Annotated in this window: 25 protein-coding genes; 14 read left to right on the forward strand and 11 right to left on the reverse strand. The window is 70.7% G+C overall.

All coding sequences use genetic code 11. From position 1 onward, the window contains the following. Positions 1-38 precede the first annotated feature (38 nt). From CXQ92_RS05730 to CXQ92_RS05745, 4 genes are all read left to right on the forward strand, one after another. Positions 39-1,541, forward strand: coding sequence for an RNB domain-containing ribonuclease (locus tag CXQ92_RS05730; RefSeq protein WP_306738430.1), 1,503 nt, complete (start codon positions 39-41; stop codon positions 1,539-1,541). A gap of 257 nt (positions 1,542-1,798) precedes the next feature. Then, complete coding sequence (locus CXQ92_RS05735) at positions 1,799-3,577, forward strand: DEAD/DEAH box helicase (protein WP_258069739.1); 1,779 nt, start codon at positions 1,799-1,801, stop codon at positions 3,575-3,577. A 6-nt stretch (positions 3,578-3,583) separates the two neighbouring features. Beyond that, positions 3,584-4,453 carry a site-specific DNA-methyltransferase gene (locus tag CXQ92_RS05740; protein WP_104165998.1) on the forward strand — a complete coding sequence of 290 codons (870 nt, stop codon included), beginning with the start codon at positions 3,584-3,586 and terminating at the stop codon, positions 4,451-4,453. Positions 4,454-4,633: 180 nt separating this feature from the next. After that, positions 4,634-5,377, forward strand: coding sequence for a polysaccharide deacetylase family protein (locus CXQ92_RS05745; RefSeq protein ID WP_104166000.1), 744 nt, complete (start codon positions 4,634-4,636; stop codon positions 5,375-5,377). A gap of 39 nt (positions 5,378-5,416) precedes the next feature. Here CXQ92_RS05745 and CXQ92_RS05750 read toward each other — a convergent pair whose 3' ends face one another. Further along, positions 5,417-6,259, reverse strand: coding sequence for a PHP domain-containing protein (locus CXQ92_RS05750; protein WP_104166002.1), 843 nt, complete (start codon positions 6,257-6,259; stop codon positions 5,417-5,419). 295 nt (positions 6,260-6,554) lie between these two features. Between CXQ92_RS05750 and CXQ92_RS05755 the strand changes: the two genes are divergently transcribed. After that, complete coding sequence (locus tag CXQ92_RS05755) at positions 6,555-8,012, forward strand: aminopeptidase P family protein (RefSeq protein WP_258069803.1); 1,458 nt, start codon at positions 6,555-6,557, stop codon at positions 8,010-8,012. A 95-nt stretch (positions 8,013-8,107) separates the two neighbouring features. On the opposite strand, the gene CXQ92_RS05760 is transcribed toward CXQ92_RS05755, so the two are convergent. Further along, complete coding sequence (locus CXQ92_RS05760; protein ID WP_181033559.1) at positions 8,108-8,974, reverse strand: general stress protein; 867 nt, start codon at positions 8,972-8,974, stop codon at positions 8,108-8,110. Between the two features lie 156 nt (positions 8,975-9,130). On the opposite strand from CXQ92_RS05760, the gene CXQ92_RS05765 reads away from it, so the two are divergent. The 3 genes from CXQ92_RS05765 to CXQ92_RS05775 are packed head-to-tail and all read left to right on the forward strand — an operon-like array spanning position 9,131 to position 12,130. Continuing rightward, positions 9,131-10,411: a CBS domain-containing protein gene (locus tag CXQ92_RS05765; RefSeq protein WP_104166007.1), complete on the forward strand. Its 1,281-nt coding sequence runs from the start codon at positions 9,131-9,133 to the stop codon at positions 10,409-10,411. After that, positions 10,404-11,003: a DUF1003 domain-containing protein gene (locus CXQ92_RS05770; protein WP_258069740.1), complete on the forward strand. Its 600-nt coding sequence runs from the start codon at positions 10,404-10,406 to the stop codon at positions 11,001-11,003. The genes CXQ92_RS05765 and CXQ92_RS05770 overlap by 8 nt, the downstream gene beginning before the upstream one ends. Continuing rightward, on the forward strand, positions 11,000-12,130 hold the full coding sequence (locus CXQ92_RS05775) for an Mrp/NBP35 family ATP-binding protein (RefSeq protein ID WP_258069741.1): 1,131 nt from the start codon (positions 11,000-11,002) through the stop codon (positions 12,128-12,130). Before CXQ92_RS05770 ends, CXQ92_RS05775 begins: the two co-directional genes overlap by 4 nt. Before the next feature lie 27 nt (positions 12,131-12,157). Here the strand turns inward: CXQ92_RS05775 and CXQ92_RS05780 are convergent, their stop codons facing one another. Genes CXQ92_RS05780 through sigE form a run of 3 tightly spaced genes read right to left on the reverse strand, consistent with a single transcriptional unit; the run spans position 12,158 to position 14,235 of the window. Beyond that, entirely contained in the window at positions 12,158-12,562 is a 405-nt protein-coding gene (locus tag CXQ92_RS05780; protein ID WP_104166010.1) for a Sec-independent protein translocase TatB, read from the reverse strand. A gap of 33 nt (positions 12,563-12,595) precedes the next feature. Further along, positions 12,596-13,579, reverse strand: coding sequence for an anti-sigma factor (locus CXQ92_RS05785; protein WP_104166012.1), 984 nt, complete (start codon positions 13,577-13,579; stop codon positions 12,596-12,598). Between the two features lie 5 nt (positions 13,580-13,584). Continuing rightward, positions 13,585-14,235, reverse strand: a complete 651-nt coding sequence (gene sigE, locus CXQ92_RS05790) for an RNA polymerase sigma factor SigE (protein WP_258069742.1) — start codon at positions 14,233-14,235, stop codon at positions 13,585-13,587. Positions 14,236-14,504: 269 nt separating this feature from the next. On the opposite strand from sigE, the gene CXQ92_RS05795 reads away from it, so the two are divergent. Next, the gene (locus CXQ92_RS05795; RefSeq protein WP_104166014.1) at positions 14,505-15,143 is read left to right on the forward strand and encodes an O-methyltransferase; all 639 of its coding nucleotides are present in this window, start codon (positions 14,505-14,507) and stop codon (positions 15,141-15,143) included. A gap of 17 nt (positions 15,144-15,160) precedes the next feature. On the opposite strand, the gene CXQ92_RS05800 is transcribed toward CXQ92_RS05795, so the two are convergent. The 5 genes from CXQ92_RS05800 to CXQ92_RS05820 form a co-directional block, all read right to left on the reverse strand. Beyond that, a complete protein-coding gene (locus CXQ92_RS05800) occupies positions 15,161-15,340 on the reverse strand; it encodes a DUF3117 domain-containing protein (RefSeq protein WP_104166016.1) in 180 nt (59 codons plus the stop codon). Positions 15,341-15,503: 163 nt separating this feature from the next. After that, complete coding sequence (locus CXQ92_RS05805; protein ID WP_258069744.1) at positions 15,504-16,727, reverse strand: hypothetical protein; 1,224 nt, start codon at positions 16,725-16,727, stop codon at positions 15,504-15,506. After that, complete coding sequence (locus tag CXQ92_RS05810; RefSeq protein WP_104166018.1) at positions 16,724-17,377, reverse strand: DNA-3-methyladenine glycosylase I; 654 nt, start codon at positions 17,375-17,377, stop codon at positions 16,724-16,726. Before CXQ92_RS05810 ends, CXQ92_RS05805 begins: the two co-directional genes overlap by 4 nt. Then, the gene (locus CXQ92_RS05815) at positions 17,374-17,778 is read right to left on the reverse strand and encodes a DivIVA domain-containing protein (RefSeq protein ID WP_104166020.1); all 405 of its coding nucleotides are present in this window, start codon (positions 17,776-17,778) and stop codon (positions 17,374-17,376) included. The genes CXQ92_RS05810 and CXQ92_RS05815 overlap by 4 nt, the downstream gene beginning before the upstream one ends. A gap of 25 nt (positions 17,779-17,803) precedes the next feature. Continuing rightward, on the reverse strand, positions 17,804-18,706 hold the full coding sequence (locus CXQ92_RS05820) for a TIGR00730 family Rossman fold protein (protein WP_104166022.1): 903 nt from the start codon (positions 18,704-18,706) through the stop codon (positions 17,804-17,806). Between the two features lie 139 nt (positions 18,707-18,845). Here CXQ92_RS05820 and CXQ92_RS05825 point away from each other — a divergent pair, with 139 nt between their 5' ends. The 4 genes from CXQ92_RS05825 (at position 18,846) to CXQ92_RS05840 (ending at position 22,145) form a co-directional block, all read left to right on the forward strand. Beyond that, complete coding sequence (locus CXQ92_RS05825) at positions 18,846-19,622, forward strand: amino acid ABC transporter ATP-binding protein (protein WP_104166024.1); 777 nt, start codon at positions 18,846-18,848, stop codon at positions 19,620-19,622. A gap of 57 nt (positions 19,623-19,679) precedes the next feature. Then, positions 19,680-20,525: a glutamate ABC transporter substrate-binding protein gene (locus CXQ92_RS05830; protein WP_104166027.1), complete on the forward strand. Its 846-nt coding sequence runs from the start codon at positions 19,680-19,682 to the stop codon at positions 20,523-20,525. A gap of 76 nt (positions 20,526-20,601) precedes the next feature. Then, positions 20,602-21,279 carry an amino acid ABC transporter permease gene (locus tag CXQ92_RS05835; RefSeq protein ID WP_104166029.1) on the forward strand — a complete coding sequence of 226 codons (678 nt, stop codon included), beginning with the start codon at positions 20,602-20,604 and terminating at the stop codon, positions 21,277-21,279. Beyond that, entirely contained in the window at positions 21,276-22,145 is an 870-nt protein-coding gene (locus CXQ92_RS05840; protein ID WP_104166031.1) for an amino acid ABC transporter permease, read from the forward strand. The genes CXQ92_RS05835 and CXQ92_RS05840 overlap by 4 nt, the downstream gene beginning before the upstream one ends. An 85-nt stretch (positions 22,146-22,230) precedes the next feature. Here CXQ92_RS05840 and dapE read toward each other — a convergent pair whose 3' ends face one another. After that, complete coding sequence (gene dapE, locus CXQ92_RS05845; protein WP_104166033.1) at positions 22,231-23,322, reverse strand: succinyl-diaminopimelate desuccinylase; 1,092 nt, start codon at positions 23,320-23,322, stop codon at positions 22,231-22,233. Positions 23,323-23,355: 33 nt separating this feature from the next. Here dapE and dapD point away from each other — a divergent pair, with 33 nt between their 5' ends. Beyond that, entirely contained in the window at positions 23,356-24,327 is a 972-nt protein-coding gene (gene dapD, locus CXQ92_RS05850; RefSeq protein WP_219815683.1) for a 2,3,4,5-tetrahydropyridine-2,6-dicarboxylate N-succinyltransferase, read from the forward strand. Position 24,328: the final 1 nt, after the last annotated feature.

The following is a 24,328-nucleotide window of genomic DNA, read 5'->3' on the forward strand; positions in this document are numbered from 1 at the left end:
ACTGCCGGAAGTCTGCGACGTGCATTACCGTATTGCCTGTGCCCGCACAGCATATGGACCTCAGGGATCGGGAGTCCCACCAGCGCCTCACCGAGTCGCTGCGATCCCTCCGCGAGGAACTCGGCATCCGCGAGCAGTTCCCCGAGGGCGTCCTGCACGAGGCCGACGCCTCGGTGGCCGCGCACACCCTGCCCTCCACCGACCTCCGCGCACTGCCCTTCCTGACGATCGACCCGCCCGGCTCCACCGACCTCGACCAGGCGGTGCACTTCGCACGCCGCCGGGGTACCGGGTCTGCGGCGTACGAGGTCTGGTACGCCATCGCCGACGTACCGCTCTTCGTCGAGGCCGGGGGTGCGATCGACGCCGAGGCGAGACTCCGCGGGCAGACCCTCTACGCGCCGGACGGGCGGATCTCCCTCCACCCGGAGGTCATCTCGGAGGATGCGGCGAGCCTGCTCCCCGACCGCGACCGCCCCGCGTTCGTCTGGCACTTCCTGCTGGACGCCGCGGCGGAGGTCGAATCCGCCACCGTCCGCCGCGCCACGGTCCGCAGCCGCCGCCAACTCACGTACGCGCAGGTGCAGGCGGAGATCGACGCCGGCACCGCCGACGAGCAGCTCATGCTCCTGCAGGAGATCGGCCTGCTCCGGATCCGGCAGGAACTCGATCGCGGGGGCGCGAGCCTCAACCTGCCACGCCAGGAGATCATCTATGCCGGCGGGAGCTACGGCATCATCACGGAACCGGCCCTGCCGTGCGAGGACTGGAACGCCCAGATCTCGCTCATGACGGGCATGGCCGCCGCGCGCATGATGATCGACGGCGGCATCGGCATCCTGCGGACGATGCCCGAGCCGGACGACGGCGCCCTCGGCAAGTTCCGGCGCCAGTCCGAGGCGCTCGAGCACCCCTGGCCCCCGGACATGCCCTACGGCGCCTTCCTCCGCACCCTCGACGTCGCCGAACCCCGGCATCTCGCCCTCATGCACGCGGCCGCGTCGCTGTTCCGCGGCGCAGGGTACACGGCGTTCGACGGCGAGGTACCGGACGCCGTCGTGCAGTCGGCCATCGCCGCACCGTACGCGCATGCCACCGCTCCCCTCCGGCGGCTCGTGGACCGCTTCGTGCTCGTGACGTGCGAGTCGCTGTGCAGCGAGAACGAGGTGCCAGCCTGGGTCCGGGCGGCCCTGCCGGAGCTCAACGCGCTCATGGCGTCGTCGAACCAGACGGCGTCCCGCCTCGACTCGGGGGCCATGGACGCGGTGCAGGCCGCACTGCTGAGCAACCGCATCGGCGAGGCCTTCTCCGCCGTCGTCCTGCAGGGCTCACCCCCGGCGATCGAGGATGCACCCGGGAAGCAGGCACCCCGCCTGTCCGGGACCGTGCAGGTCACCGAACCCGCACTCGAGGCCACCTGCTACGGAGAGCTGGTGGCCGGGGAACGGGTCACGGTGGTCCTGCTGGAAGCCGACATCGCGCGCCGGCGCATCCGCTTCGAGGTGAAGCCGACGGACGCGCCCTCACGCAGCCCGCGATGACGCCGCGCAGGGGGCGGGCAGGGTAGGCTTGCCGTGTAGTAATGGATGCCCGGTCGTTATCCCTCGATAACCCGCAGTACCTACTCGATCCCGAGTTCCCCGCAGGCGCAGGTCTCACTCCGCCGCCCGCACGCAGTCGCAAGCCCGCGATCGGCTTCCACTGGACGCCCTGCGCCCGCCGATACGCTCCGCCGCGGATGGATCCCATTCGAAGCGTCGAGCCTCAGCGGCCGCTCGGCCTGAATGAACGGTAGAACGTGCAGAACACACACCACGATACGAACACAGGCGCCGGCGACACCGTGGCCGACAGCCACCACCTCGTCGCGGACAACTCCCCCGACGTCATCGACGTCGAGGAGACGCTGATCACCACGGCGGAGCCGCACGCGGCCGTGCCGGAGACCTTCGCGGACTTCAACGTCCGCCCCGACATCGTCGAGTCCCTCGCCGACGCCGGGATCATCCACCCCTTCCCCATCCAGGCGATGACCCTGTCGATCGCCCTCGGCGGCCACGACATCATCGGCCAGGCGAAGACCGGAACGGGCAAGACCCTCGGATTCGGCATCCCCGCCATCCAGCGCGTCGTCGGCCCCGAGGACGAGGGCTACGACCGCCTCCCGGTGCCCGGCGCCCCGCAGGCGCTCGTCGTCGTGCCGACCCGCGAGCTCGCGGTCCAGGTCGCGAGCGACCTGACGACGGCGGCGAAGAAGCGCAACGCGCGCATCGTCACCATCTACGGCGGACGCGCGTACGAACCGCAGATCGAGGCCATCAAGAAGGGCGTCGAGATCGTGGTCGGAACGCCCGGGCGTCTGATCGACCTGTACAGGCAGAAGCTGCTCGTCCTCAAGAACGTGAAGATCGTGGTGCTGGACGAGGCCGACGAGATGCTCGATCTCGGCTTCCTGCCCGACGTCGAGACCCTCATCGCCGCGACTCCCCCGGTGCGCCAGACGCTCCTGTTCTCCGCGACCATGCCCGGTCCCGTCATCGCGATGGCCCGCCGCTACATGACCCAGCCCACGCACATCCGGGCCGCGGACCCCGAGGACGAGGGCATCACCAAGAAGGACATCCGCCAGGTCATCTACCGCGCGCACAACCTGGACAAGGCCGAGGTCGTCGCCCGGATCCTGCAGTCCCGCCACCGCGGGCGCACGATCATCTTCTGCAAGACCAAGCGCACCGCCGCGAAGCTCTCCGAGGAGCTCATCGACCGCGGGTTCGCGGCCGGTGCCATCCACGGGGACCTCGGCCAGGGCGCCCGCGAGCAGGCCCTGCGCGCCTTCCGCGGCGACAAGATCGACGTCCTCGTCGCCACCGAGGTCGCCGCCCGCGGCATCGACGTCGAGGACATCACGCACGTCATCAACTACCAGTGCCCCGAGGACGAGAAGGCCTACCTGCACCGCGTCGGACGCACGGGCCGTGCCGGCAAGAAGGGGACGGCGGTCACCTTCGTGGACTGGGACGATCTCCCGCGCTGGGGCCTCATCAACAAGGCCCTCGGACTCGACGCGCCGGAGCCCGTGGAGACCTACTCGTCGTCACCGCACCTGTACGCGGAGCTCGACATCCCCGAGGGCACCAAGGGACGCCTGCCCCGCAAGGACCGCAGGCTCGCGGGGATCAATGCCGAGGTGCTCGAGGACCTCGGCGAGACCGGCAAGCGCGGCGGCGGACGCCCGGACGCACGGACCGACGGTGGACGCGACGGCGGACGTGGGCGTTCGCAGCCGGGTGGACGCGGCGGACAGCGCCGCGACGGCGACGCGGGTGGAGCATCGGGCGAGGGATCACGCGGCTCGCGCGGCCGGGGTCGCGGGGGCAACCGGAGCCAGGACGCCGACGCACCGGCGGCCCAGGGCGCTCCGGCGGCGTCGGCCGGCACCACCGACGGGGCGACCGGCGGCGGACGCCGTCGGGCCGGTGAGGGTGAGGCACCGTCGGGTGACCGGCCGCGCCGCAGCCGGACCCGGCGCCGCAACGGCGAGGTCGTCGCTAATCCTGCCGGCGGCGCAGAGGACTAGCGCTCGGTGACCGAGCTTCCTGCGCCGTCCGCGGCTCCCCCGTGGAGCCCGGACGGCGCCAACCTCGTGGTGCACGCCGACAACGCGGAGTACCTGGCCCTGCTGCCGGACGCCGCCTTCACGATGATCTACGTGGATCCGCCGTTCAACACCGGACGGGTCCAGCGCCGCCAGCAGACCACCATGGTGCGCGCGGTCGGGGGTTCCGGAGACCGTGTGGGGTTCAAGGGCAAGTCCTACTCGACGGTCAAGGGAGCGCTCGCGAGCTACGACGACGCCTTCGAGGACTACTGGGACTTCCTGGCGCCACGCCTCGCCGAGGCCTGGCGGCTCCTCGCCGACGACGGCACGCTCTACGTGCACCTGGACTACCGCGAGGTGCACTACGCCAAGGTCATGCTGGACGCCCTGTTCGGGCGGGACTGCTTCCTGAACGAGATCATCTGGGCCTACGACTACGGCGCCCGGGCGAAACGCCGATGGCCCGCGAAACACGACAACATCCTCGTGTACGTGAAGAACCCGTCCGGCTACCACTTCGACAGCGCCGAGGTGGACCGCGAACCCTACATGGCACCGGGCCTGGTGACGGCGGAGAAGGCGGCCCTCGGTAAACTGCCGACCGACGTCTGGTGGCACACCATCGTGTCCCCCACGGGTCGGGAGAAGACGGGCTACCCCACCCAGAAACCGGAGGGCCTGCTGCGCCGCGCCGTGGCGGCGAGCAGCCGCGAGGGCGACTGGGTGCTCGACTTCTTCGCGGGGTCCGGAACGCTCGGCGCCGTCGCGGGGAAGCTGGGCCGCCGCTTCGTCTGCGTGGACAGCAACCCACAGGCCATCGAGGTCATGCGGACCCGTCTGGCGGCCTGGACCTGACGTCGCCGCGGGCCGGCAATCCCCGGACTGTCGCCTGCATCGGAGCGTACCGGCCGGAGGAAAACGCGTACTACGCCATGCCGGCCCTTCGCGCGCGAGTGTTTACAGTGCCCCCCGGCAGTCGTAGTGTGCTCATCGAGCAAGGCTGGACCCAAGCGTCGAGAACGGGAGCTGAGCACTATGAAGAAGAACAAGGTCGCCGTCACCGCCCTGGCCACCGCGAGCCTGGTCCTCGCACTGCTGGGCGGCAGCCCCATGTCGCCCGCACAGGCCGCCGACAAACCCCTGATCGGCCTGACCTTCGACGACGGGCCCTCGCCCGAGCGCACCGCGTTCGTCCTCGACGTCCTCAAGCAGAAGAACGTCAAGGCGACGTTCTTCGTTCAGGGCTCCAACGTTGAGCGCTACCCCGATCTCGTCCGCCGGATCAAGGCCGAGGGGCACGTGATCGGCAACCACTCGTGGGACCACCCCGATTTCCCCAGCATCAGTGCGACGAGGCAGAAGCAGCAGATCGACCGGACCAATGCCGCCATCAGGACCGTCACGGGTGAGGCGCCCAAGCTCATGCGCTTCCCGTACGGCAACAGCACCTCCTCCGCCACGGGCTACCTCAGGACCATCGGGATGAGCGGCGGGGTCCTCTGGCGCTGGAACGTCGGCAACCCCGGCGATTTCGAATGCCCCGGTGCGGCCGGCGTCCAGAAGTTCGTGATGGCGGAGGCTGCGCCGGGCGCGATGATCCTGCTCCACGACGCCGAGGACGTCCTGTCCTGCCCCGCGTCCCAGTGGACCTACCTGGCCAGGACCATCGACGCACTGCGGGCCAAGGGGTACGAGTTCGGCGTGGTCGCTCCCTCGTCCAGTGCCAACCCGGTCAATCAGGGCTCGCCGGCCGTCGTGGTCGCGCCTGCCGCGAGGTGATCCCACCGACGATCGACAGCCTTCGGCGCCGCCCCGGTCCTAGCCGACCGCCGCGCCCGTGGCGAGGGCCCGGATGGCGTCGAAGGTCTCCTGCGCGGTGACGTTCTCGCCCAGCAGGTTCGGCTTGCCGCGCCCGTGGTAGTCGCTCGAGCCCGTCATGAGCAGTCCGCGGTCCCGCGCGATCCGCCGCAGCTTCACGCGGGCGCTCTCGGGGTTGTCCCGGTGTTCCACCTCGAGGCCCAGCAGACCTGCGTCGATCATCTCGTCGAGGACGGCTCCGCCCGCCACGGCGCCTCGGGTGAAGGCCGACGGGTGGGCGAAGACGGGGACCCCGCCGGCGTCGCGGATGAGCGCGACGGCGTGCGCGGGATGCGGTGCGTAGTGGCTGACCCAGTAGGGTGAGCGCGCGGTCAGGATGGTCTCGAAGGCCTCGGATCGCGTGGCCACGATGCCGAGCGTGATCAGCGCATCAGCGATGTGCGGGCGCCCCACGGTGGCACCCTCCGTCACGTGCTGCTCCACGAGCTCCCAGGTGATCGGGAAGTCCTCCCCCATCAGTTCGACCATGCGGCGTGCACGCGTCAGGCGGGCCGTCCGCGACTTCTCGATCTCGGTGAGCAGGCCGGGATGCAGCGGGTCGTGCAGATAGGAGAGCACGTGCACGCTGATGCCCGTGTCCGTCTGGCAGGACACCTCCATGCCGGGGATGAAGGCGATGCCGAGGGTGGTGGCTGCGGCCCGGGCCCGGTCCCAGCCGGCCGTCGAGTCGTGGTCGGTGAGGGCGACGGCGTCCAGCCCCGCGGCTGCCGCGGACCGGATGAGGACGTCGGGGTCCTCGGTGCCGTCCGAGACGTTGGAATGCGTGTGCAGATCGATTCTCACCGGATCCAATCTACGCGTACCCGGCGCGAGGCCTCGCCAGGACGCCTGCGACCCTCCCGGCTGCCTCGCGCCCGGATGCGCCGCTCACCGGGATGATCCACCCCGCCACATGCCCGTCCTCGCTCCGGGGCCAGACTTTCCCGCGGTACGGCCTCGGTGGGAGGATGACGGGGTGAGCTCTGACGACACCGCACCCGCATCCCTGAATCCCACCGACTCCCCCGAGGGCCAGGCCCTCTCGGACCGGAACGACAACCGCTCCCAGCGGCCCGACTCCGAGGCCTTCAAGGCCTTCATGGCGGGCAACTGGGCGCCGGCCCCCGGGGAACTCCCCGCCGCGTCGCCCGTCGCCCCGCACGCCGCACGCCGCCGGCGGGCCATCTCCGACCGCTTTCCCGGCGAGCGCATCGTGGTCCCCGCGGGCCCCTTCAAGGTGCGCTCGAACGACACCGACTACCGCTACCGCCCCCATTCCGGCTTCGCCCACCTGACCGGCCTCGGCCTCGACCACGAGCCCGACGCCGTGCTCGTCCTCGAGCCCGTGGAGCAGGGCACCGGCGACGACGGCGGCAACCACACCGCAACGCTGTACTTCCGCGAACCCGCCGGACGCGACAGCGACGAGTTCTATGCGAACGCCCGCTACGGCGAGTTCTGGATCGGCCAGCGCCTGTCCATGGCCCAGATCGAGGCCCAGCTCGCGCTGAGGACCGCCGATCTCGCCGGGCTCGAGGTCGCCATCACGAAGGACGCCGGCGTGGTCGAGATCGGCGGCGTCGGCATCCGCCTGCTCCGCGAGGTCGACTTCAACGCCGATGCCCTCGTCGACACCTCGCGGATCAACACCGGGGTGGACCTCGAGAAGGCCGATGCCCTCGACGCCGTGCTCGCCGAGGTGCTGTCCGAGCTGCGGCTCGTCAAGGACGCCTGGGAGATCGAGCAGATGGAGGCGGCCGTCGCCGCGACGGTCGAGGGCTTCCACGAGGTGGTCCGGACCCTCCCGCGCGCCATCACGCACCCACGCGGGGAGCGGGTCGTCGAAGGCGCGTTCTTCACCCGTGCCCGCGAGGAGGGCAACGACCTCGGGTACGACACCATCGCCGCCTCCGGCAACAACGCCACCACGCTGCACTGGATCCGCAACACGGGTCATGTCCGCGCCGGGGATCTGATCCTGCTGGACGCCGGAGTCGAGGCCGAGAGCCTCTACACCGCCGACATCACCCGCACCCTGCCGGTGAACGGACGGTACACCGAGGTGCAGCGCCGGATCTACCAGGCGGTGCTCGACGCCGCCGACGCCGGTTTCGCGGCGGCCCGGCCCGGCCGGAAGTTCCGGGCGATCCACCACGCCGCGGTCACCGTGCTCGCCGAGAACCTGGATGCCTGGGGACTCCTGCCCGTCTCCCTCGAGGAGGCGCTGGCACCCGAGGGCCAGCACCACCGGCGGTGGATGCCGCACGGGACCAGCCACCACCTCGGCATGGACGTCCACGACTGCGCCCAGGCCAAACGCGAGCTCTACCTCGACGGGGTCCTCACCGAAGGCATGGTGTTCACCATCGAACCGGGCCTCTACTTCAAGGCCGAGGATCTCGCGGTCCCCGAGGAGTACCGCGGGATCGGCGTACGCATCGAGGACGACATCCTCATGACGGCCGAGGGCCCGGTCAACCTCAGCGCGGCCCTCCCCCGCACGCCCGGGGACGTCGAGGACTGGATGGGTGGCATCTGGGGCAGCACCGGCGAGTAGCCCGACCGGCGCCGCCACGGAACGAAGGCAGGGACCCCGGTCGGGTCCCTGCCTTCGTGCGTCGGGCGCCGTCGTCGTCCGACGCCGCCCGGGCTCTAGCGCTGCCCGCCTGCCGCGGTCGAGCCGTGCCCGCCGCCGTCGGCACGCGGTCCGGGTCCGGTGGGGGTGCTGTCCCCGGGGCCCGCCGCGGGCGTCCCGTCCCCCTGGCCGTCCACGCGTTCGCCGTACTGCGGCCGTCCGTCCGGGAGGTCGGGGAACTGTCCCCGCCGGGGACCCGTGGTGCCGAGGCCTGCGGTCTGGCCCTCGTCCGGCCCGGGCTGCTCCGGCTGGGTCTCCTGCTGCGGCTGCGGCTGCTGCTGACCCGCGTAGGGGTCGTTCCACGAGGCGGGGCGCTGCGGCGGCTGGCCCGGCTGCCGGCCCGGTGCCTGCCCCCAGGCGGAGGGGTTGGCGCCCGGATGCTGCGCCTGGCCGTTCATGGGCAGCTGCTGCAGGAGCCTGCGGGCCTCCGCGGCGAGCTCCGGTTCGACGATCACGTCGTAGCTCGTCGCGACGACCTGACTGGTCGAGGTGAAATCGCGCTTGCCCCGCTGGAACGCATAGGTGATGACACCGAAGAGCAGCCAGAAGATGGCGCCGAGGACGATCGACGAGGTGATGGTGACCCCCGACTCGCTCCCCGCGAACAGGCTGAGGATGAGTCCCACGAACAGGCCGAACCATGCGCCGGTCGCCGCACTGCCGAGCGCCACCCGAGGGTAGCTGAGGCGCCCCGTGACCCGTTCCACGGTCTTCAGGTCGTTGCCGATGATGGCCACCCGCTGGACCGCGAACTTGTTGTCGGCGAGGTAGTCGACGGCCTTCTGGGCATCCAGGTAGCTGGTGTACCGGCCGATCGGCTCGCCCGTGGGCAGTACCCGGCCGAGGTCGCGGGCGGCGGTGGTTCCAAGTGGTGGTGTGGACATGCTCTCCATTCTTGCCTACCGCTCCGGCTGATGGGAGGCACTTCGCCCGGAGAGAACTGCCGGTCCGCTGGACGTGTCCTGACCGGTGGCTGGACGGGTGCCGCCCCGACCGACTCTGATGCCGTCCTGACGTGCCGCGCCCGATAGCCTAGGGAGGTGACTACCAACTCGACCCGCGTCTTCGTGGCCCGACTCCTGGGCCTCGACGTCTTCGACCCGCTCGGTGACCGCCTCGGTCGCCTGCGGGACGCCGTCGTGCTGGACCGCGGCCCCACCAAACCGCCGCAGGTCATCGGCCTCGTCGTCGAGGTGCCCGGCAAGAAGCGCGTCTTCGTGCCCATGACCCGCATCACCTCCATGGACCCGTCCCAGATCATCTGCACCGGCCTCGTCAACCTGCGCCGCTTCGAGCAGCGCGGCGCCGAGATGCTCATGGTCGCCGAACTCTTCGACCGCCGTCTGACCCTGCGTGACGGCAGCGGGAACGCCGTCGTCGAGGACGTCGCGATGGAGCGCAACAGGACCGGCGACTGGCACGTGTCGCAGCTCTTCGTGCGCCGCGGCGGCTCGTCGCCCCTGCGCGGGCTGCGCCGCGGCGGGGAACGCCTCATCATCGACTGGCTCGACGCCTTCCACGGCACCACGGACGAACCGCAGGGAGCCACCCAGTTCGTCGCCCAGCATGACGACCTCAAGGCCGCCGACTTCGCGGACGCCCTGCACGAGATGAACGACAAGCGGCGCATCGAGGTGGCCGGCGAACTGCAGGACGACCGGCTCGCCGACGTGCTGCAGGAACTGCCCGATCACGACCAGGTCCAGATCCTGACGTCCCTGACGCGCGAGCGAGCGGCCGACGTCCTCGAGGAGATGGACCCCGACGACGCCGCGGACCTCCTCAACGAGCTCCCCGAGGCGCAGAAGGAGGAGCTCCTCCAGCTCATGGAGCCCGACGACGCCGAGGACGTACGCCGCCTGCTCGAGTACGAGGAGGACACCGCGGGGTCCCTCATGACCACCGTGCCGGTGATCCTGCCGCCGGAGGCGACCGTCGCGGAGGCACTCGCCCACGTGCGGCGTGAGGAACTGACCCCCGCGCTGGCGTCCTCGATCTTCGTCTGCCGCCCGCCCCTCGAGACGCCGACCGGCCGCTACCTCGGCGTCGTGCACATCCAGCAGCTGCTGCGCTACCCCCCGCCGGAGCCCCTCGGCAACATCATCGACACCGACCTCGAGGCGATCGGCGACCAGTCGAACGTCAGCGAGGTGTCGCGCATCCTCGCGACCTACAATCTGAATTCGCTGCCCGTCGTCAACACGGAGGGCCGGCTCGTCGGCGCCGTGACCGTCGACGACGTGCTGGACCACCTGCTGCCCGACGACTGGCGGGCACAGGACGATGCACCCGTACAGAAGCGAGGCGACCGCCGTGGTTGAGAAGATCAGGTCGAGCTCACGTGGACTGGACACGCCCCGGGTGGTCCGGAAGCGCTTCCTCCTGAGGTCGCGGCCCAACCCGGACCGCTTCGGCAGCGCGACGGAGAACTTCGCCCGCTTCATGGGCACGCCCCAGTTCCTGCTGTACATGACGGTGTTCTGCATCATCTGGCTCGTCTGGAACACTTTCGCGCCGGCGGACTTCCGCTTCGACAGCGCGGCGCTCGGGTTCACCGCGCTCACCCTGATGCTGTCCCTCCAGGCCTCCTACGCGGCTCCCCTGCTGCTGCTCGCGCAGAACCGGCAGGACGACCGCGACAGGGTCTCGCTGCGGCAGGACCGCCAGCGCGCCGAACGGAACCTGTCGGACACCGAGTACCTGACGCGGGAGATCGCCGAACTGCGCATCGCACTGCGCGAGGTCGCCACCCGCGACTACGTGCGCTCCGAGCTCCGCTCCATCCTGGAGGAGCTGCTCGAGACGACGGACGGGCAGGAACTCACGCTGCAGAAACGGAAACCGCGCAAGCCGTCCGAGAACACCGTCGCCCTGCCGAAGGTCCCGGCCGCCGGGAGGAAACAGTCCCGGTGAGCCGCGACCTGCCCACCGAGGAGGCCGTGCGCTCGGCCCTGGACACGGTCATCGATCCCGAGCTGCGCCGTCCCATCACCGAGCTCGGCATGCTCGAGTCCGTGGAGATCGTCGGGCGGACGGTGCGGATCCGCGTCCTGCTGACCATCGCGGGCTGCCCGCTGCGCGACACCATCGTGCATGATGCCGAGGCGGCCCTCTCCGCCGTCGACGGCGTGGACGGCACCGAGGTGGACCTCGGGGTCATGACCCAGCAGCAGCGCGACGCCCTGAAGGAGCAGCTGAAGGGCGCGGGCGGGCGCCGCGGCATCCCCTTCAACGATCCGGAATCGCTGACCCGGGTCTACGCGGTGGCGAGCGGCAAGGGCGGCGTCGGCAAGTCGAGCGTCACGGTCAACCTCGCCGTCGCCATGGCCGCGCAGGGTCTCCGCGTGGGCATCGTGGACGCCGACGTCTACGGTTTCTCCGTCCCCGCCCTCATGGGCATCACGCAGCAGCCCACGCGGGTGGACGAACTCATCCTGCCGCCGGTCGCCCACGGCGTGAAGGTGATCTCGATCGGCATGTTCGTCGAGGGCAACCAGCCCATCTCCTGGCGCGGCCCCATGCTGCACCGCGCCCTCGAGCAGTTCCTCACGGACGTCTACTTCGGGGACCTCGACGCACTGTTCCTGGACCTCCCCCCGGGCACCGGCGACATCGCCATCTCCGTCGCCCAGCTGCTCCCGGCCTCCGAGCTGCTGGTGGTCACCACGCCGCAGAGCGCTGCCGCCGACGTCGCCGAGCGGGCCGGTGCCATGGCCGCGCAGACCGGGCAGGGCGTCGCCGGGGTCATCGAGAACATGTCCTGGCTCGAACTCCCCGACGGCACCCGGCTGGAGCTGTTCGGGGCCGGCGGCGGCAGCGCGGTCGCAGCGCGGCTGTCGACGACGCTCGGCTCCCAGATCCCGCTGCTCGGCAGCATCCCGCTGGACGTGGCCCTCCGGGAGGGCGGCGACGCCGGCATGCCGCTCGTCCTGCAGGGAGGCGGTTCGGCGGCGGGCGCGGAACTGGAGTCCATCGCCGGCGCCCTCGCACGGCGGCCCCGCGGGCTGGCGGGACTGAAACTGCCGGTCAGCGTCCGCTGAGGGCTCCGACGCACCGCGGGAACGGTCCTAGGTCGCCTCGAGATCGTACGGCGCGGCCTGGCCCGCGGGCAGCCGGGGGCCCACCGGCACGGGGAGGGCGGGGCGCGTGGCGGCCGGTGTGGCGGCCGCTGGAACGGTTCTGGGGGCGCCCTGACTGACGGGCTTGAAGGCGTCCTCGACGTCGTCGAGCAGCGCTTCCTTGATGATGCGCCGGGGATCGTACTGGCGCGGATCGAGCTTCCGCCAGTCCACCTCGTCGAGTTCGGGGCCCACCTCCTCGCGGAGCTGCTCCCGCGCCCCGGTCGCCATGCGCCGGAGCCCCTTCACGAGCCGGGCGAGCTGGGCAGCGTACTCCGGAAGCCGCTCCGGGCCGAGCACCATGACGGCGATCAGCGCCAGGACCACGAGTTCGAGACCGTTGATTCCCAACACGTGAAAAGACTACCTTCCCGTTCCGCACCGGACCTATCCGGCGTCGTCCTGCGGGTGGGTGATCATCGACAGGCCCCGGATGATGCGCCCCACCATCGAGTCCTCCCGCCCCTGCGGAGCGGGGGAGAGCTGGGCGTGCTCCGTCGTGACGAGCTGGCTGAGTGTCTGCGGCATGGAGGCCGGTGGGAGGTCCGAGACCACGGTGTAGGTGACCGATGGCGAATCGAGGACCGCCTGCCAGGGCGCCCCGGCTCGGACCCAGACGTCCTGGGCCGCACCGCCGACGTGCTCGAAACCGTCCGAGACCACGCTGTTGCCGGTGACGGCGTTGCGGGGAGCCGCGGAGGCCCTCCGGTCCATGCCCGCGCCGCCGACCTTCCGCTGCTCGTACACGGTCACCGTGTCGCCGTCGTTCTCGAGGACGAGTTCGAGCGTCGGCCTGCCGCCCACGGTGATGCCCTCCGCACTCTGCAGCGTGAAGCCGAGCGCCTCGAGTTCCGGGCAGTACCAGCCGCCGGCCCGCAGCGTCTCGAGCTGGTCCGTGTCGAGGAAGGTCGGTGTCCGGGGGGCGACCGCCTCCCAGCCCGACCGCACCGCCGCCGCCCCGGTCATCGAGCCCCCTGCCACGGGCCTGGCTTCCGAGCCCACCACGTAGGCGGAGGCGAGGATGGCGGCGGCGACGACGGCGGAGCCGCCGGCCGCGGCGAGGACCGTCGGGCGGAGGCGACGGGGTTCGGCGCGCTCGTGGTGGTCGCGGACGAAGGCCGTACTCGAGCGGGCAGGGAGTCCGCGGGGCTCCGGAGCGCCATCGGGCCCTGAAGAGAGCAGCCGGCGCTGGAAGTCCGGATGCGGCTGCGGACGGCCGAGGCCCAGCAGTGTGCTCTTCAGGTCGCGGATCCGCACGAGGGCAGCCGCACAGGACGGGCAGCGGGCGACATGCCGTTCCACGGCGATGCGCCGTCGATCCGACAGCTCACCGTCCACGAGGTCCTGGAGGGAGCGATGGGGATGGAGCATGACTTTCAGCCCAGGCCCGCGATCCGCGGGACACCCAGGGCGGAACCACTCCTGCCGGCCGTACGGGGGTCGCGGTGCGCGAGCTTCTCCCGCAGCATGGTCCGGCCCCGGTGGATGCGCGAGCGCACGGTGCCGAGCTTGACCCCGAGCACCCGGCCCACCTCGTCGTACGCGAGCCCTTCGAGATCGCAGAGCACCACGGCGGCGCGGAAGTCGGGCGGGAGTTCCTCCAGGGCGGCCTGGACGTCGATGTCGAGGTTGTTGAACTCGAAGCTGCGCTCGGGGCCGGGGTGCTTGCTGGGCAGGCGGCTCTCCGCCTCCTCCGTCAGCCCGTCGAAGCGGATGCGGGTCTTGCGGCGCGCCTGGTCGAGGAAGAGGTTCGTGGTGATGCGGTGCAGCCAGCCGTCGAGGGTTCCGGGCTTGAAGTTCGCGAGTGAGCGGAAGACCCTGACGAAGACCTCCTGCGTGAGGTCCTCGGCGTCGAACCTGTTGCCGGTGAGCCGGTAGGCCAGCCGGTAGACCTTGGGCGAGTAGGTGGTGACGACCTCCTCCCACGACGGCGCCACCCAGGGGTTGCCGTGCTCATCGAGGATCGGCGCATCCGCGGCAGGGAGTTCCTCCCCGGCCGCCTGGGCCGCCTTCGCACTGGACATCATGTTCCCCTCTTCGCCTCGACTTCCGGACCTGATCCGCCCGTCGCCATGGGTCGCGGACGGTGGTGACAGGGATTCGAGACTGTGCTCGCGCCGGATGTCCCGAGCGAAAAGTCTTTCCCACCAAGCTGGGAACTCGCTGGCAGGTGCGCGGGCGTACGCCCACGCCCGTCCCCGCATGGAAGTGCGCCCGCGCCGCACAGTAGTGTTGGGGCGGGGCTCCGGCCTGCCGACGGCCCCCGAAATCTCCCGCGCTCACAGAATGGATGTCCATGGCCGCCGACAAACACAGCAGCTGGTCCTACACCGAAGGACTCCCCGAGGAGGACGACACCCTGCTCAGGGCGCGCGATAGGTCCCACGAACTCGGGGTCAGCCCTGTGACACCGGCCGTCGGGGCGGCCCTGACCGTGCTCGCGGCGGCGTCCAAGGCGACGACGGCGGTCGAGGTCGGCGCCGGCGCGGGCGTCTCCGGTGTCTGCCTGCTGCGGGGCCTGGGCCGGAACGCGGTCCTGACGACCATCGACTCCGACGTGGACCACCTCCGTGCCGCGCGGGAGGCGTACGCGGAGGCGGGCATCCCGTCCAACCGGACGCGGACCATCTCCGGGCGCGCCGCGGACGTGCTCCCCCGCCTCACCGATGCGGCCTACGACCTGGTCTTCATCGACGCCGACAAGCCGGGACTCCCCGTGTACGTCGAACAGGCCACGCGCCTGCTGAAGGACGGCGGCATCATGATCGTCAACGACGCTCTGGACCAGGACCGGGTGGCGGAGCCGGCCGTCCGCGAGCAGTCCACCAACACCCTGCGTCAGGTCGGCCGGATGGTCCGCGAGAACGACGCCCTCGTGTCCGCGCTCCTGCCCACCGGCAGCGGGCTCCTCCTGGCGGTCAAGCAGCGCGCCTGACGGCTCGGCGTCGGGACCTAGCGCGCGAGCTGGTTCGTGACGCCGAGCAGGCAATCCTTGAGACGGCCCGCCTCCTCGGCATTGAGTTCGACGACGAGGCGTCCGCCGCCGTCGATCGGCACCCGCATGATGAGGCTGCGCCCCTCCTTGGTGACTTCCATCGGTCCATCGCCGGTACGCGGTTTCATGGCAGCCATGGGGGTGTCCCTTTCAACAGGGCGCAACCGCGATCAGCGGCAGCGCGTCAGTAAACAGTGCTCCACCGCAGCGACCTGTACAGGGCCCCGATGTGCACGTCATCACCCTTATTATTCAGCACAAGTCCTGCACCTGCTAATTCGGGTGCGGCGTGGATCACAATCATGGTGGATAATCCCCGTCCGGGCCGGTCGGGGTCCAGGCCCACAGCCGGTCCACCCACAGGAACTGCAGGACCACGCAGACCGGCAGGAGCACCCAGAGCAGGCGCCCCGCGCGCGGGGTCGCGACCGCGAGTGCCAGGGGGAACAGGGGCAGCAGGATGCGCCAGGTGCTGGACTGCGGGTCCCAGAACGCCGCGAGGTAGAGCAGGTAGGCGGCGCACCAGGCGCCGGGCACGAGTCCGATCGAGCGCACCGACGGTGCGAGGAACATGCCGGCCAGCCCGAGCACGAGGCCGAGGACCACCAGCGCCCCCGCCGCGGGGCCGACGACGGCGGCCGGCGCCTGGAACCAGGGCAGGAACGGCACGAGGGCCTCGCCCCGCCAGGCCGTCTCCGTCGCGACGTAGGCGGCGCGTTCCCCGGTCGCGGCCCAGGCGATGAGCGGCCAGGCGACCGCCGCGACGGAGGAGACCACGCCGAGCAGGAACAGCGGGACGAGGCGTCCGGCCGCCTCGCGGCGGTCGCCCGGATCACCGCCGCGGCGCGCAGTCCACAGCGCGTGGAGGAAGAGGATGCCGATCGCGATCGCGAAGGGCACCCCGGCGGGGCGGGCCAGGCCCATGAGCACGACGACGGGCATGGCTGCGACGTACCGGCCGATGGAGACCAGGTACAGCGCGGTGGCCAGCAGCAGCAGGTGCAGCGACTCGGCGTACGGCACCTGCAGGACGGCCGCGACGGGTGCGAAGGACACGACGGCGACCCCTGCGAGCGCCGTCCGGTGCTCCGACCGCAACCGGAACAGGCGGTAGACCACGAGCGACGCCGCCGCCGCCGCGGCCACCGACACCACCGGGGCGAGGGCCCCCCACCCCAGGCCGGTGGCCGCGGCCAGACCGCGCACGAGCCCCGGGTACAGGGGGTAGAACGCCCACTGGTTGTGGCTCACCACGCCGAATGCGTCCCTTGGCAGCTCGGACGGGTAGCCCTCCGTGAAGATCCGCTCGTACCAGCCGCTGTCCCAGAAGCTGATGAAGGCGCCGTAGCCGGGAGCGGGGCCGGACCACGGGCTGGGACCCTGGCGTGCCGCGGCGAGCAGGAGGATCGCGGTGGACACGAGACGACCGGCGGCGAAAACGGCCAGGACCTGCAGGGCCCAGTGGACCCCCGGACGGACCGGCCGTGCGGTGGAGCCGGTCGCGGCGGTCCCCGTCCGGTTCACGCGGTGCCGTCGTCGGACGAGGTCCTGACGGTCACGCCGGTGCCCGCGGGCTGCCCCGCCTCCACGGTCCCTCCCACGGAGGCGCGGACCCAGCAGTCCTGGAGGTGGTCGTCGACGTACCCCGTGGCCTGCATCATGGCGTACGCCGTCGTCGGGCCCACGAAGCGGAACCCGAGGCCGCGGAGGTCCCGGGCCAGCGCCGTGCTGTCCGCGGTGACCGCCGGCACATCGGCGAGGGTGGCGGGGGCAGGGCCCGCCTCAGGGCGGTGACGCTCGAGGACCGAGCCGAGGGTGGTGCCCTCCGGGAGTGCGAGGAGGGCCCGGGCGTTGGCGATCGTCGCGTCGATCTTCTGCCGGTTCCGGACGATGCCGGCGTCGGCCATGAGCCGCTCGACGTCGTGCTCGTCGAACAGCGCCACCGCTTCCGGGACGAAGCCCGCGAACGCCCGGCGGAACGCCTCCCGCTTGCGCAGGATGGTGATCCAGCTCAGGCCGGACTGGAAGGCCTCGAGGCTCAGCCGCTCGAAGAGTCCCGTCTCGTCCCGGACGGGGCGGCCCCATTCGAGGTCGTGGTACTGCTCGTACTCGGTGCTGGAGACCGCCCAGCCGCACCGCGGCCGGCCGTCCGAGCCGGGGACCGCGCCGCTCATCGCCGGACGTCCTGCGCCGCGAGCCGCGAGCGCAGCTCACCGATGACGGCGTCCCGCTCGGCGAGGGCGGCGGCGAGCCGGTCGAGGACCTCGTCCACCTGGTCCATGCGGTAGCCGCGGAGCCCGAGGCCGAACCGCACGGCGTCGACATCCGGCGCGGAGGGGTGCTCCGGCAACAGCACGGGGGGCAGGCTCGCCACCGGCTCGACGAGGCCGAGGCCGTCCGGCCGGGACGGCCCACCCCTCCCGCTGTCGTCCGCGGGCCGTCCGCCGGCCTGGCGGGAGCCCGCCCCGAGGGCCACGCCCGGGCGCCGGAGCAGTGCCGGGAGCCGGGGCCCCGCGGCGAGGACGGCGGTCCCTCCCACGAGCAGGACGGCGAGGATCACCAGGAAGATAGTCACACCGCTATGGTGCCAGAATCGCCTGTCAGCGGTGTCCGGATGCGGCACTCGGGGCCTGTCGGTGCCCCGACGAGGCCGCCACGATCCGCACGGCCTCCTCCGCCGTGTCCACGAGCTGCACCAGCGAGAGATCGTTCTCCGAGATGGTGCCCTCGGCGAGCAGCGTGCCCTCGATCCAGTCGAGGAGCGGGCGCCAGTAGTCGACGCCGATGAGCACGATCGGGAAGGAGGTGACCTTTCGGGTCTGCACGAGGGTCATCGCCTCGAACAGCTCGTCGAGGGTCCCGAAGCCGCCCGGCAGCACGATGAACCCGTTGGCGTACTTGACGAACATCGTCTTCCGGGCGAAGAAGTACCGGAAGTTGATCCCCAGGTCCACCCACTCGTTCATGCCCTGCTCGAAGGGCAGTTCGATGCCGAGACCCACGGAGACCCCGCCCGCCTCGCAGGCGCCCTTGTTCGCGGCCTCCATGGCGCCGGGGCCTCCCCCGGTGATGACGGCGTACCCGGCTGCCACGAGGCGCCGGCCCACCTCCTCGCCGATGGCATAGAAGGACGAGTCCTGCGGCGTGCGGGCCGACCCGAACACGCTGATGGCCGGGCCGAGGTCGGCCAGCGTGCCGAACCCCTCGACGAATTCGCTCTGGATACGCAGCACCCGCCACGGATCCGTCCGGGTGAATCCTCCGCCGGGATCGGCGTCCAGCAGCATGCTGTCGGACTGCGGAGCCGCCGCCTGGCCGCGCCGCAGTTCCACCGGACCCTTGTGCCGCGTCGCCCGGACCGGTGCGGGCCCACCATTCGCGCGGGCGCGGGACGTGCCGTTCGCGGCCTGCACGGGGCCGTCGGGTACTGCCTGCACGGCGCCGTCGTCAGCGGTGGAAGGTCCGGTGCGATCACCGGCCGGAGAATCCTGGGAGTGAGACATTGTCCTAGGCTAACCAATGACCCGGGTTCTCAGGAGATGGACAGGCCACTGGACAGGGCACTGATTGCACTTGAATCACAATCGCCCCCATCGCACCCCGGTGTATTGCTGACAAGGAATAGTTCGCTACATTTCTCCCATGACCAGTGAACCGCAACCGACTACGCCCGCGTCCTCGGGAAGCCCCCTCGTCTCGCTCAGGAACGTGAACAAGCATTTCGGGGATCTCCACGTCCTGCGCGACATCAACCTCGAGGTCGGGCGCGGCGAGGTCGTCGTCGTGATTGGGCCCTCCGGGTCGGGGAAGTCGACCCTGTGCCGCGCCATCAACCGCCTCGAGACCATCGACGACGGCGAGATCGCGATCGACGGCAAGGTCCTTCCCGCGGAGGGCAAGGCCCTCGCGAAGCTGCGTGCCGATGTCGGCATGGTGTTCCAGTCCTTCAACCTCTTCGCGCACAAGTCGATCCTCGAGAACGTGACCCTGGGCCCGATCAAGGTCAGGGGCATGAAGGGCGGCGAGGCCAAGGAGCTCGCGATGTCGCTGCTGAAGCGCGTCGGCGTCGACAACCAGGCGCAGAAGCTCCCCGCCCAGCTGTCCGGCGGCCAGCAGCAGCGGGTCGCCATCGCACGCGCCCTCGCCATGAAGCCCAAGGTGATGCTGTTCGACGAGCCGACCTCGGCGCTCGACCCGGAGATGATCAACGAGGTCCTCGACGCCATGGTCGCGCTCGCCAAGGAGGGCATGACCATGATCGTCGTGACGCACGAGATGGGCTTCGCCCGCCGTGCCGCGGACCGCGTGATCTTCATGGCCGACGGGCAGATCATGGAGGAGGCCACGCCCGAGGAGTTCTTCACCAATCCGCAGAGCGACCGCGCCAAGGACTTCCTCGGCAAGATCCTCTCGCACTGACCCCCGCATCACCAGAACCCACGAGGGCCTCCCGAGGCCGCGACGCAAGGAGAACCAATGCGAAAGACCCGATATGCAGCAGCCGCGGTGGCTGCCGTAGCAGCACTCACGCTGTCCGCCTGTGGTGGTGGCGACAGCCCCGAGAGTGAAGGCGGCGGCGGCGGCGAGGGCGGCGGCGAGACCCTCCGCATCGGCATCAAGTTCGACCAGCCGGGCCTCGGCTACGACGAGGGCGGGTCCTACTCCGGCTTCGACGTCGACGTCGCGAAGTACGTGGCGGCCGAGCTCGGGGTGTCCGAGGAGAACATCGAGTTCGTCGAGGCGCCGTCCGCGAACCGCGAGAACCTGCTGGCCAACGAGCAGGTAGACATGATCTTTGCGACCTACTCGATCACCGACACCCGCAAGGAGACCGTGGACTTCGCGGGACCGTACTTCGTCGCCGGCCAGGACCTCCTCGTCCCGACGGACAGCGACATCACCGGCCCCGAGGACCTCGAGGGCAAGAACCTCTGCTCGGTCACGGGCTCGACGTCGGCCCAGAAGATCAAGGACCAGTACCCGGGCGTGCAGCTCGTCGAGCAGCCCGGCTACGCCGAGTGCGTCACGGCCATGGGCGGCGGCCAGATCGACGCCGTCACCACCGACGACATCATCCTCGCCGGCCTCGCCGCGCAGGAAGCCAACGCGGGCAAGTTCAAGGTCGTCGGCAACACCTTCTCCGAGGAGAACTACGGGGTCGGCCTGCCCAAGGGCAGCGACCGCTGCGGGGACATCAACTCGGCGATCACCAAGATGATCGGTGACGGGTCGTGGGAGGAAGCGATCACCAGCAACACCGAGGGTGCCGACTACACCTACAACGCGGAGCTGAACCCGCCCACGCCGGAGCCCTGCGCCTAGCATCACCCCTATTGGCGGGGTGGTCCGCCCGGACCGCCCCGCCAATGCCATGTCCCCACCAGGAAAGAGGTGAACCGTGGAGGACTACCTGTCGCTGTTCGAGACCTACGACGTGCTCGCCGCGTTCTGGGTCAACATCCAACTGTCGTTCTGGGCCGCCATCTGCGCGCTCATCATCGGCACGGTGCTGGCCCTGTTCCGCATCTCCCCCATCCCGAGCCTGCAGTGGTTCGGCGCAGCGTACGTCAACATCTTCCGCAACACGCCGCTGACCATCATCCTGGCCTTCGGCTTCCTCGGGCTGTTCTCCGTCATGCAGATCAGCCTGGCGGCCGACCTGAATGCCAGCCTGTTCCGCATCGCCATCGTGGGCCTGTCCGTGTACCACGCGGCCTTCGTGTGCGAAGCGATCCGCAGCGGCGTCAACACCGTCCCGCTCGGACAGGCCGAGGCTGCACGGGCCATCGGCCTGAGCTTCCTGCCGGCGGCGCGCCTCATCATCCTCCCCCAGGCCTTCCGCGGCGCCATCGCACCCCTGGGGAACGTGCTCATCGCCCTCATCAAGAATTCGACGGTCGCCGCTGCGGGTTCGGTGGCCACCGAGGCCTCGAGCCTCATGAAGACCATGATCGAGTTCCGCTCCGACCTCGTGATCCCGATCTTCCTCACCTTCGCCCTCGGTTTCGTGATCCTGGTGATCCCGATCGGACTGCTGACCACCTGGGCCTCACGGAAACTGGCGGTGGCACGATGAGCGCGCAGCAGGTCCTCTTCGACGCGCCAGGTCCGCGCGCACGCCGGAACATCCTGATCGGCAACATCGTCGGAGTGCTGATCGTCCTCGGCATCCTCGCCTGGATCATCGCGACGCTGGGCGAGAAGGGACAGCTCGAGGCGAGCATGTGGACGCCCTTCCTCGAGGCGAGGACCTGGGAGTTCTTCATCCTCCCGGGGCTCGCCAACACGCTGAAGGCTGCCGCGATCGCCATCGTCACCTCGGTGGTGTTCGGCCTGATCTTCGGCGTCGGCCGGCTCTCGCACCTGACGCCCGTCCGGTGGGTCGCCGGCGTCGTCGTCGAGTTCCTGCGTGCCGTCCCCGTGCTGCTCATGATGATCTTCTTCTGGCTGGCGCTCGGCAGCTCGGGTGCCGTGCCGCCCCAGGACGCACCGTTCATCGCGGTGGTCGTCGCCCTCACGCTCTACAACGGCTCCGTGATCGCGGAACTGGTCCGGTCCGGGGTCCAGGGCCTGCCCACGGGCCAGCGCGAGGCCGGCATGGCCATCGGTCTCACGGCCGGCCAGTCGCTGCGCAGCATCGAGGTGCCGCAGGCCCTCATCGCCATGCTGCCGGCCCTGATCAGCCAGTTCGTGGTGATCCTCAAGGACTCGGCGCTGGGCTTCATCATCACCTACCCCGAGCTCCTGCAGTACATGCGCCGGCTCGGCGTGGGCGAGGGCAACATCATCCCGTCGCTGATGGTCGCCGCCGCGATCTTCATCATCATCAACTTCGGGTTGTCCACCCTCGCGACGCGGCTCTCCGTCCTCCTGAGCTTCAGGACCAAGGGACGCAAGCCCGCCGCGGAGGAAGCCATCGCCATGGATCCGGCCTCCACCTGAGCCGTTCCTGCACCCTCGACGGCGAAGGACCCGGCGGACAGGCCGGGTCCTTCGTCGTTCAGGCGGTGCGTTGCGGCGACGCCGGTCAGGACAGCCAGGTCACCAGGGCGCCCAGGCACGCGCGGATCGCGTCGGCGTGCACGTGCTCGTCGTCCGTGTGTGCGAGGAGCGCGTCGCCCGGACCGAAGTTGACGGCCGGCACCCCGAGGGCGCTGAAGCGCGCGACGTCGGTCCAGCCGTACTTGGGCTTCGGGTCCGCGCCCACGGCTGCCACGAACGCGGCCGCCGCGGGGTGCTGCAGCCCCGGGCGCGCTCCGGCGGCCGCATCGGTCCGCTCGACGTCGAACCCCTCGAGCAGCGTCCTGACGTACTCCTCGGCCTGCTCCGGCGTCTTGTCGGGGGCGAAGCGGTAGTTCACCTCGATCACCGTGCTGTCCGGGATGACGTTGCCGGCGGTGCCGCCGGTGATCGTCACCGCGTTGAGGCTCTCCCGGTAGTCCAGGCCGTCCACGTGGACGGTGGCCGGCGTGTGATCCCGGAGGCGGACGAGGACCTCGGCGGCGCCGTGGATCGCGTTGACGCCCCGCCAGGCACGCGCCGAGTGCGCGGCCTTGCCGGCGATCCGGACGTCGAACCGCGCGGTGCCGTTGCAGCCGCCCTCCACGGTGCCGTCCGTCGGTTCCAGGAGCACCGCGAAGTCCGCCGTCAGCCACTCGGGGTAGGACGCCGCGACCCGGCCGAGACCGCTGAGGGAGGCCTCGACCTCCTCGTGGTCGTAGAAGATGAACGTGATGTCGCGCGAGGGCTCCGTGAGGGCCGCTGCGAGCGCGAGCTGCACGGCGACGCCGCCCTTCATGTCGGTGGCTCCGCGCCCGTACAGGACGTCGCCGTCCCACGCCGACGGCACGGTGCCCCGCGAGCCGGGGACGGTCGGGAGGGGCACCGTGTCGATGTGCCCGGCCAGGATGACCCGCTCGGATCGTCCGAGGCCGGTCCGCGCCATGACGCAGTCGCCGTCGCGCACCACCTCCAGGTGGTCCAGCCGCCGCAGGGCCTGCTCGATGGCGTCCGCGATGCCCGCCTCGTTGCCGGAGACGCTCTCGAGGTCGAGGAGGCGCGCTGTCAGGTGGGCCACGTCGGAGCTCAGGTCGAGTGTCGTGGAGGGGGTGGGCATCATGCTGCAACACTATCGCTCGGTAGACTTGGGCCCATGACTCCTCCCACGCCCAGCTCGTCCATGTCCGCTCCCGGCCGGCCGGCCGGCGGCCTCGGCCTCGCCACCGTCGCCTCCGACGGCACCGTCCTGGACACCTGGTACCCCGCCCCCTGGATCGGCGCGCCCACGATCGACGCCGCGGCCGGCCTGCGGGACACGCTCGAGGCCCTCGCGGAGTCCGGCGTCGACAACGCGCGGCGTGTCACGCAGCGGGTCGTCGACCTGGTCGTGGACCTCGACGACGCCCCCGCGGGGACGGAGGACGCCTACCTCAGGCTCCACCTCCTGTCCCACCGGCTCGTCCGGCCGAACACCATCTCCCTCGACGGCATCTTCGGCCTGCTGGCGACCGTCGTGTGGACCAACCACGGGCCGGCTCCCGTGGACGGCTTCGAGACGGTGCGGGCCGCGCTGCGCGCCAGGGGCCCGGTGGCCGTCCACGGCGTCGACAAGTTCCCGCGCATGGTCGACTACGTCGTCCCGGCGGGCGTCCGGATCGCCGACGCCGACCGCGTCCGTCTCGGCGCCCACCTCGCCGACGGCACCACCGTGATGCACGAGGGCTTCGTGAACTTCAATGCCGGCACCCTCGGCCACTCCATGGTCGAGGGGCGCATCTCGGCGGGCGTCGTCGTCGGGAACGGTTCGGACATCGGCGGTGGGGCGTCGATCATGGGGACGCTCTCCGGCGGAGGGAAGGAACGCATCACCATCGGCGAGCGGTGCCTGCTGGGCGCCGAGTCCGGCGTCGGGATCTCCCTCGGCGACGACTGCGTCGTCGAGGCCGGGCTCTACCTCACGGCGGGCACCAAGGTGACGCTGCAGGACGGGTCGCTGGTCAAGGCCACGACGCTCTCCGGGGAGGCCGGGATCCTCTTCCTGCGCAATTCCGCCACGGGCGCCGTCGAAGCCCGTCCCCGGAGCGGCGAGGGCATCGCCCTCAACCCCGCCCTGCACGCGAACTAGC

The organism is Arthrobacter sp. SX1312, assembly GCF_002929295.1.
Lineage (GTDB): Bacteria > Actinomycetota > Actinomycetes > Actinomycetales > Micrococcaceae > Arthrobacter_D.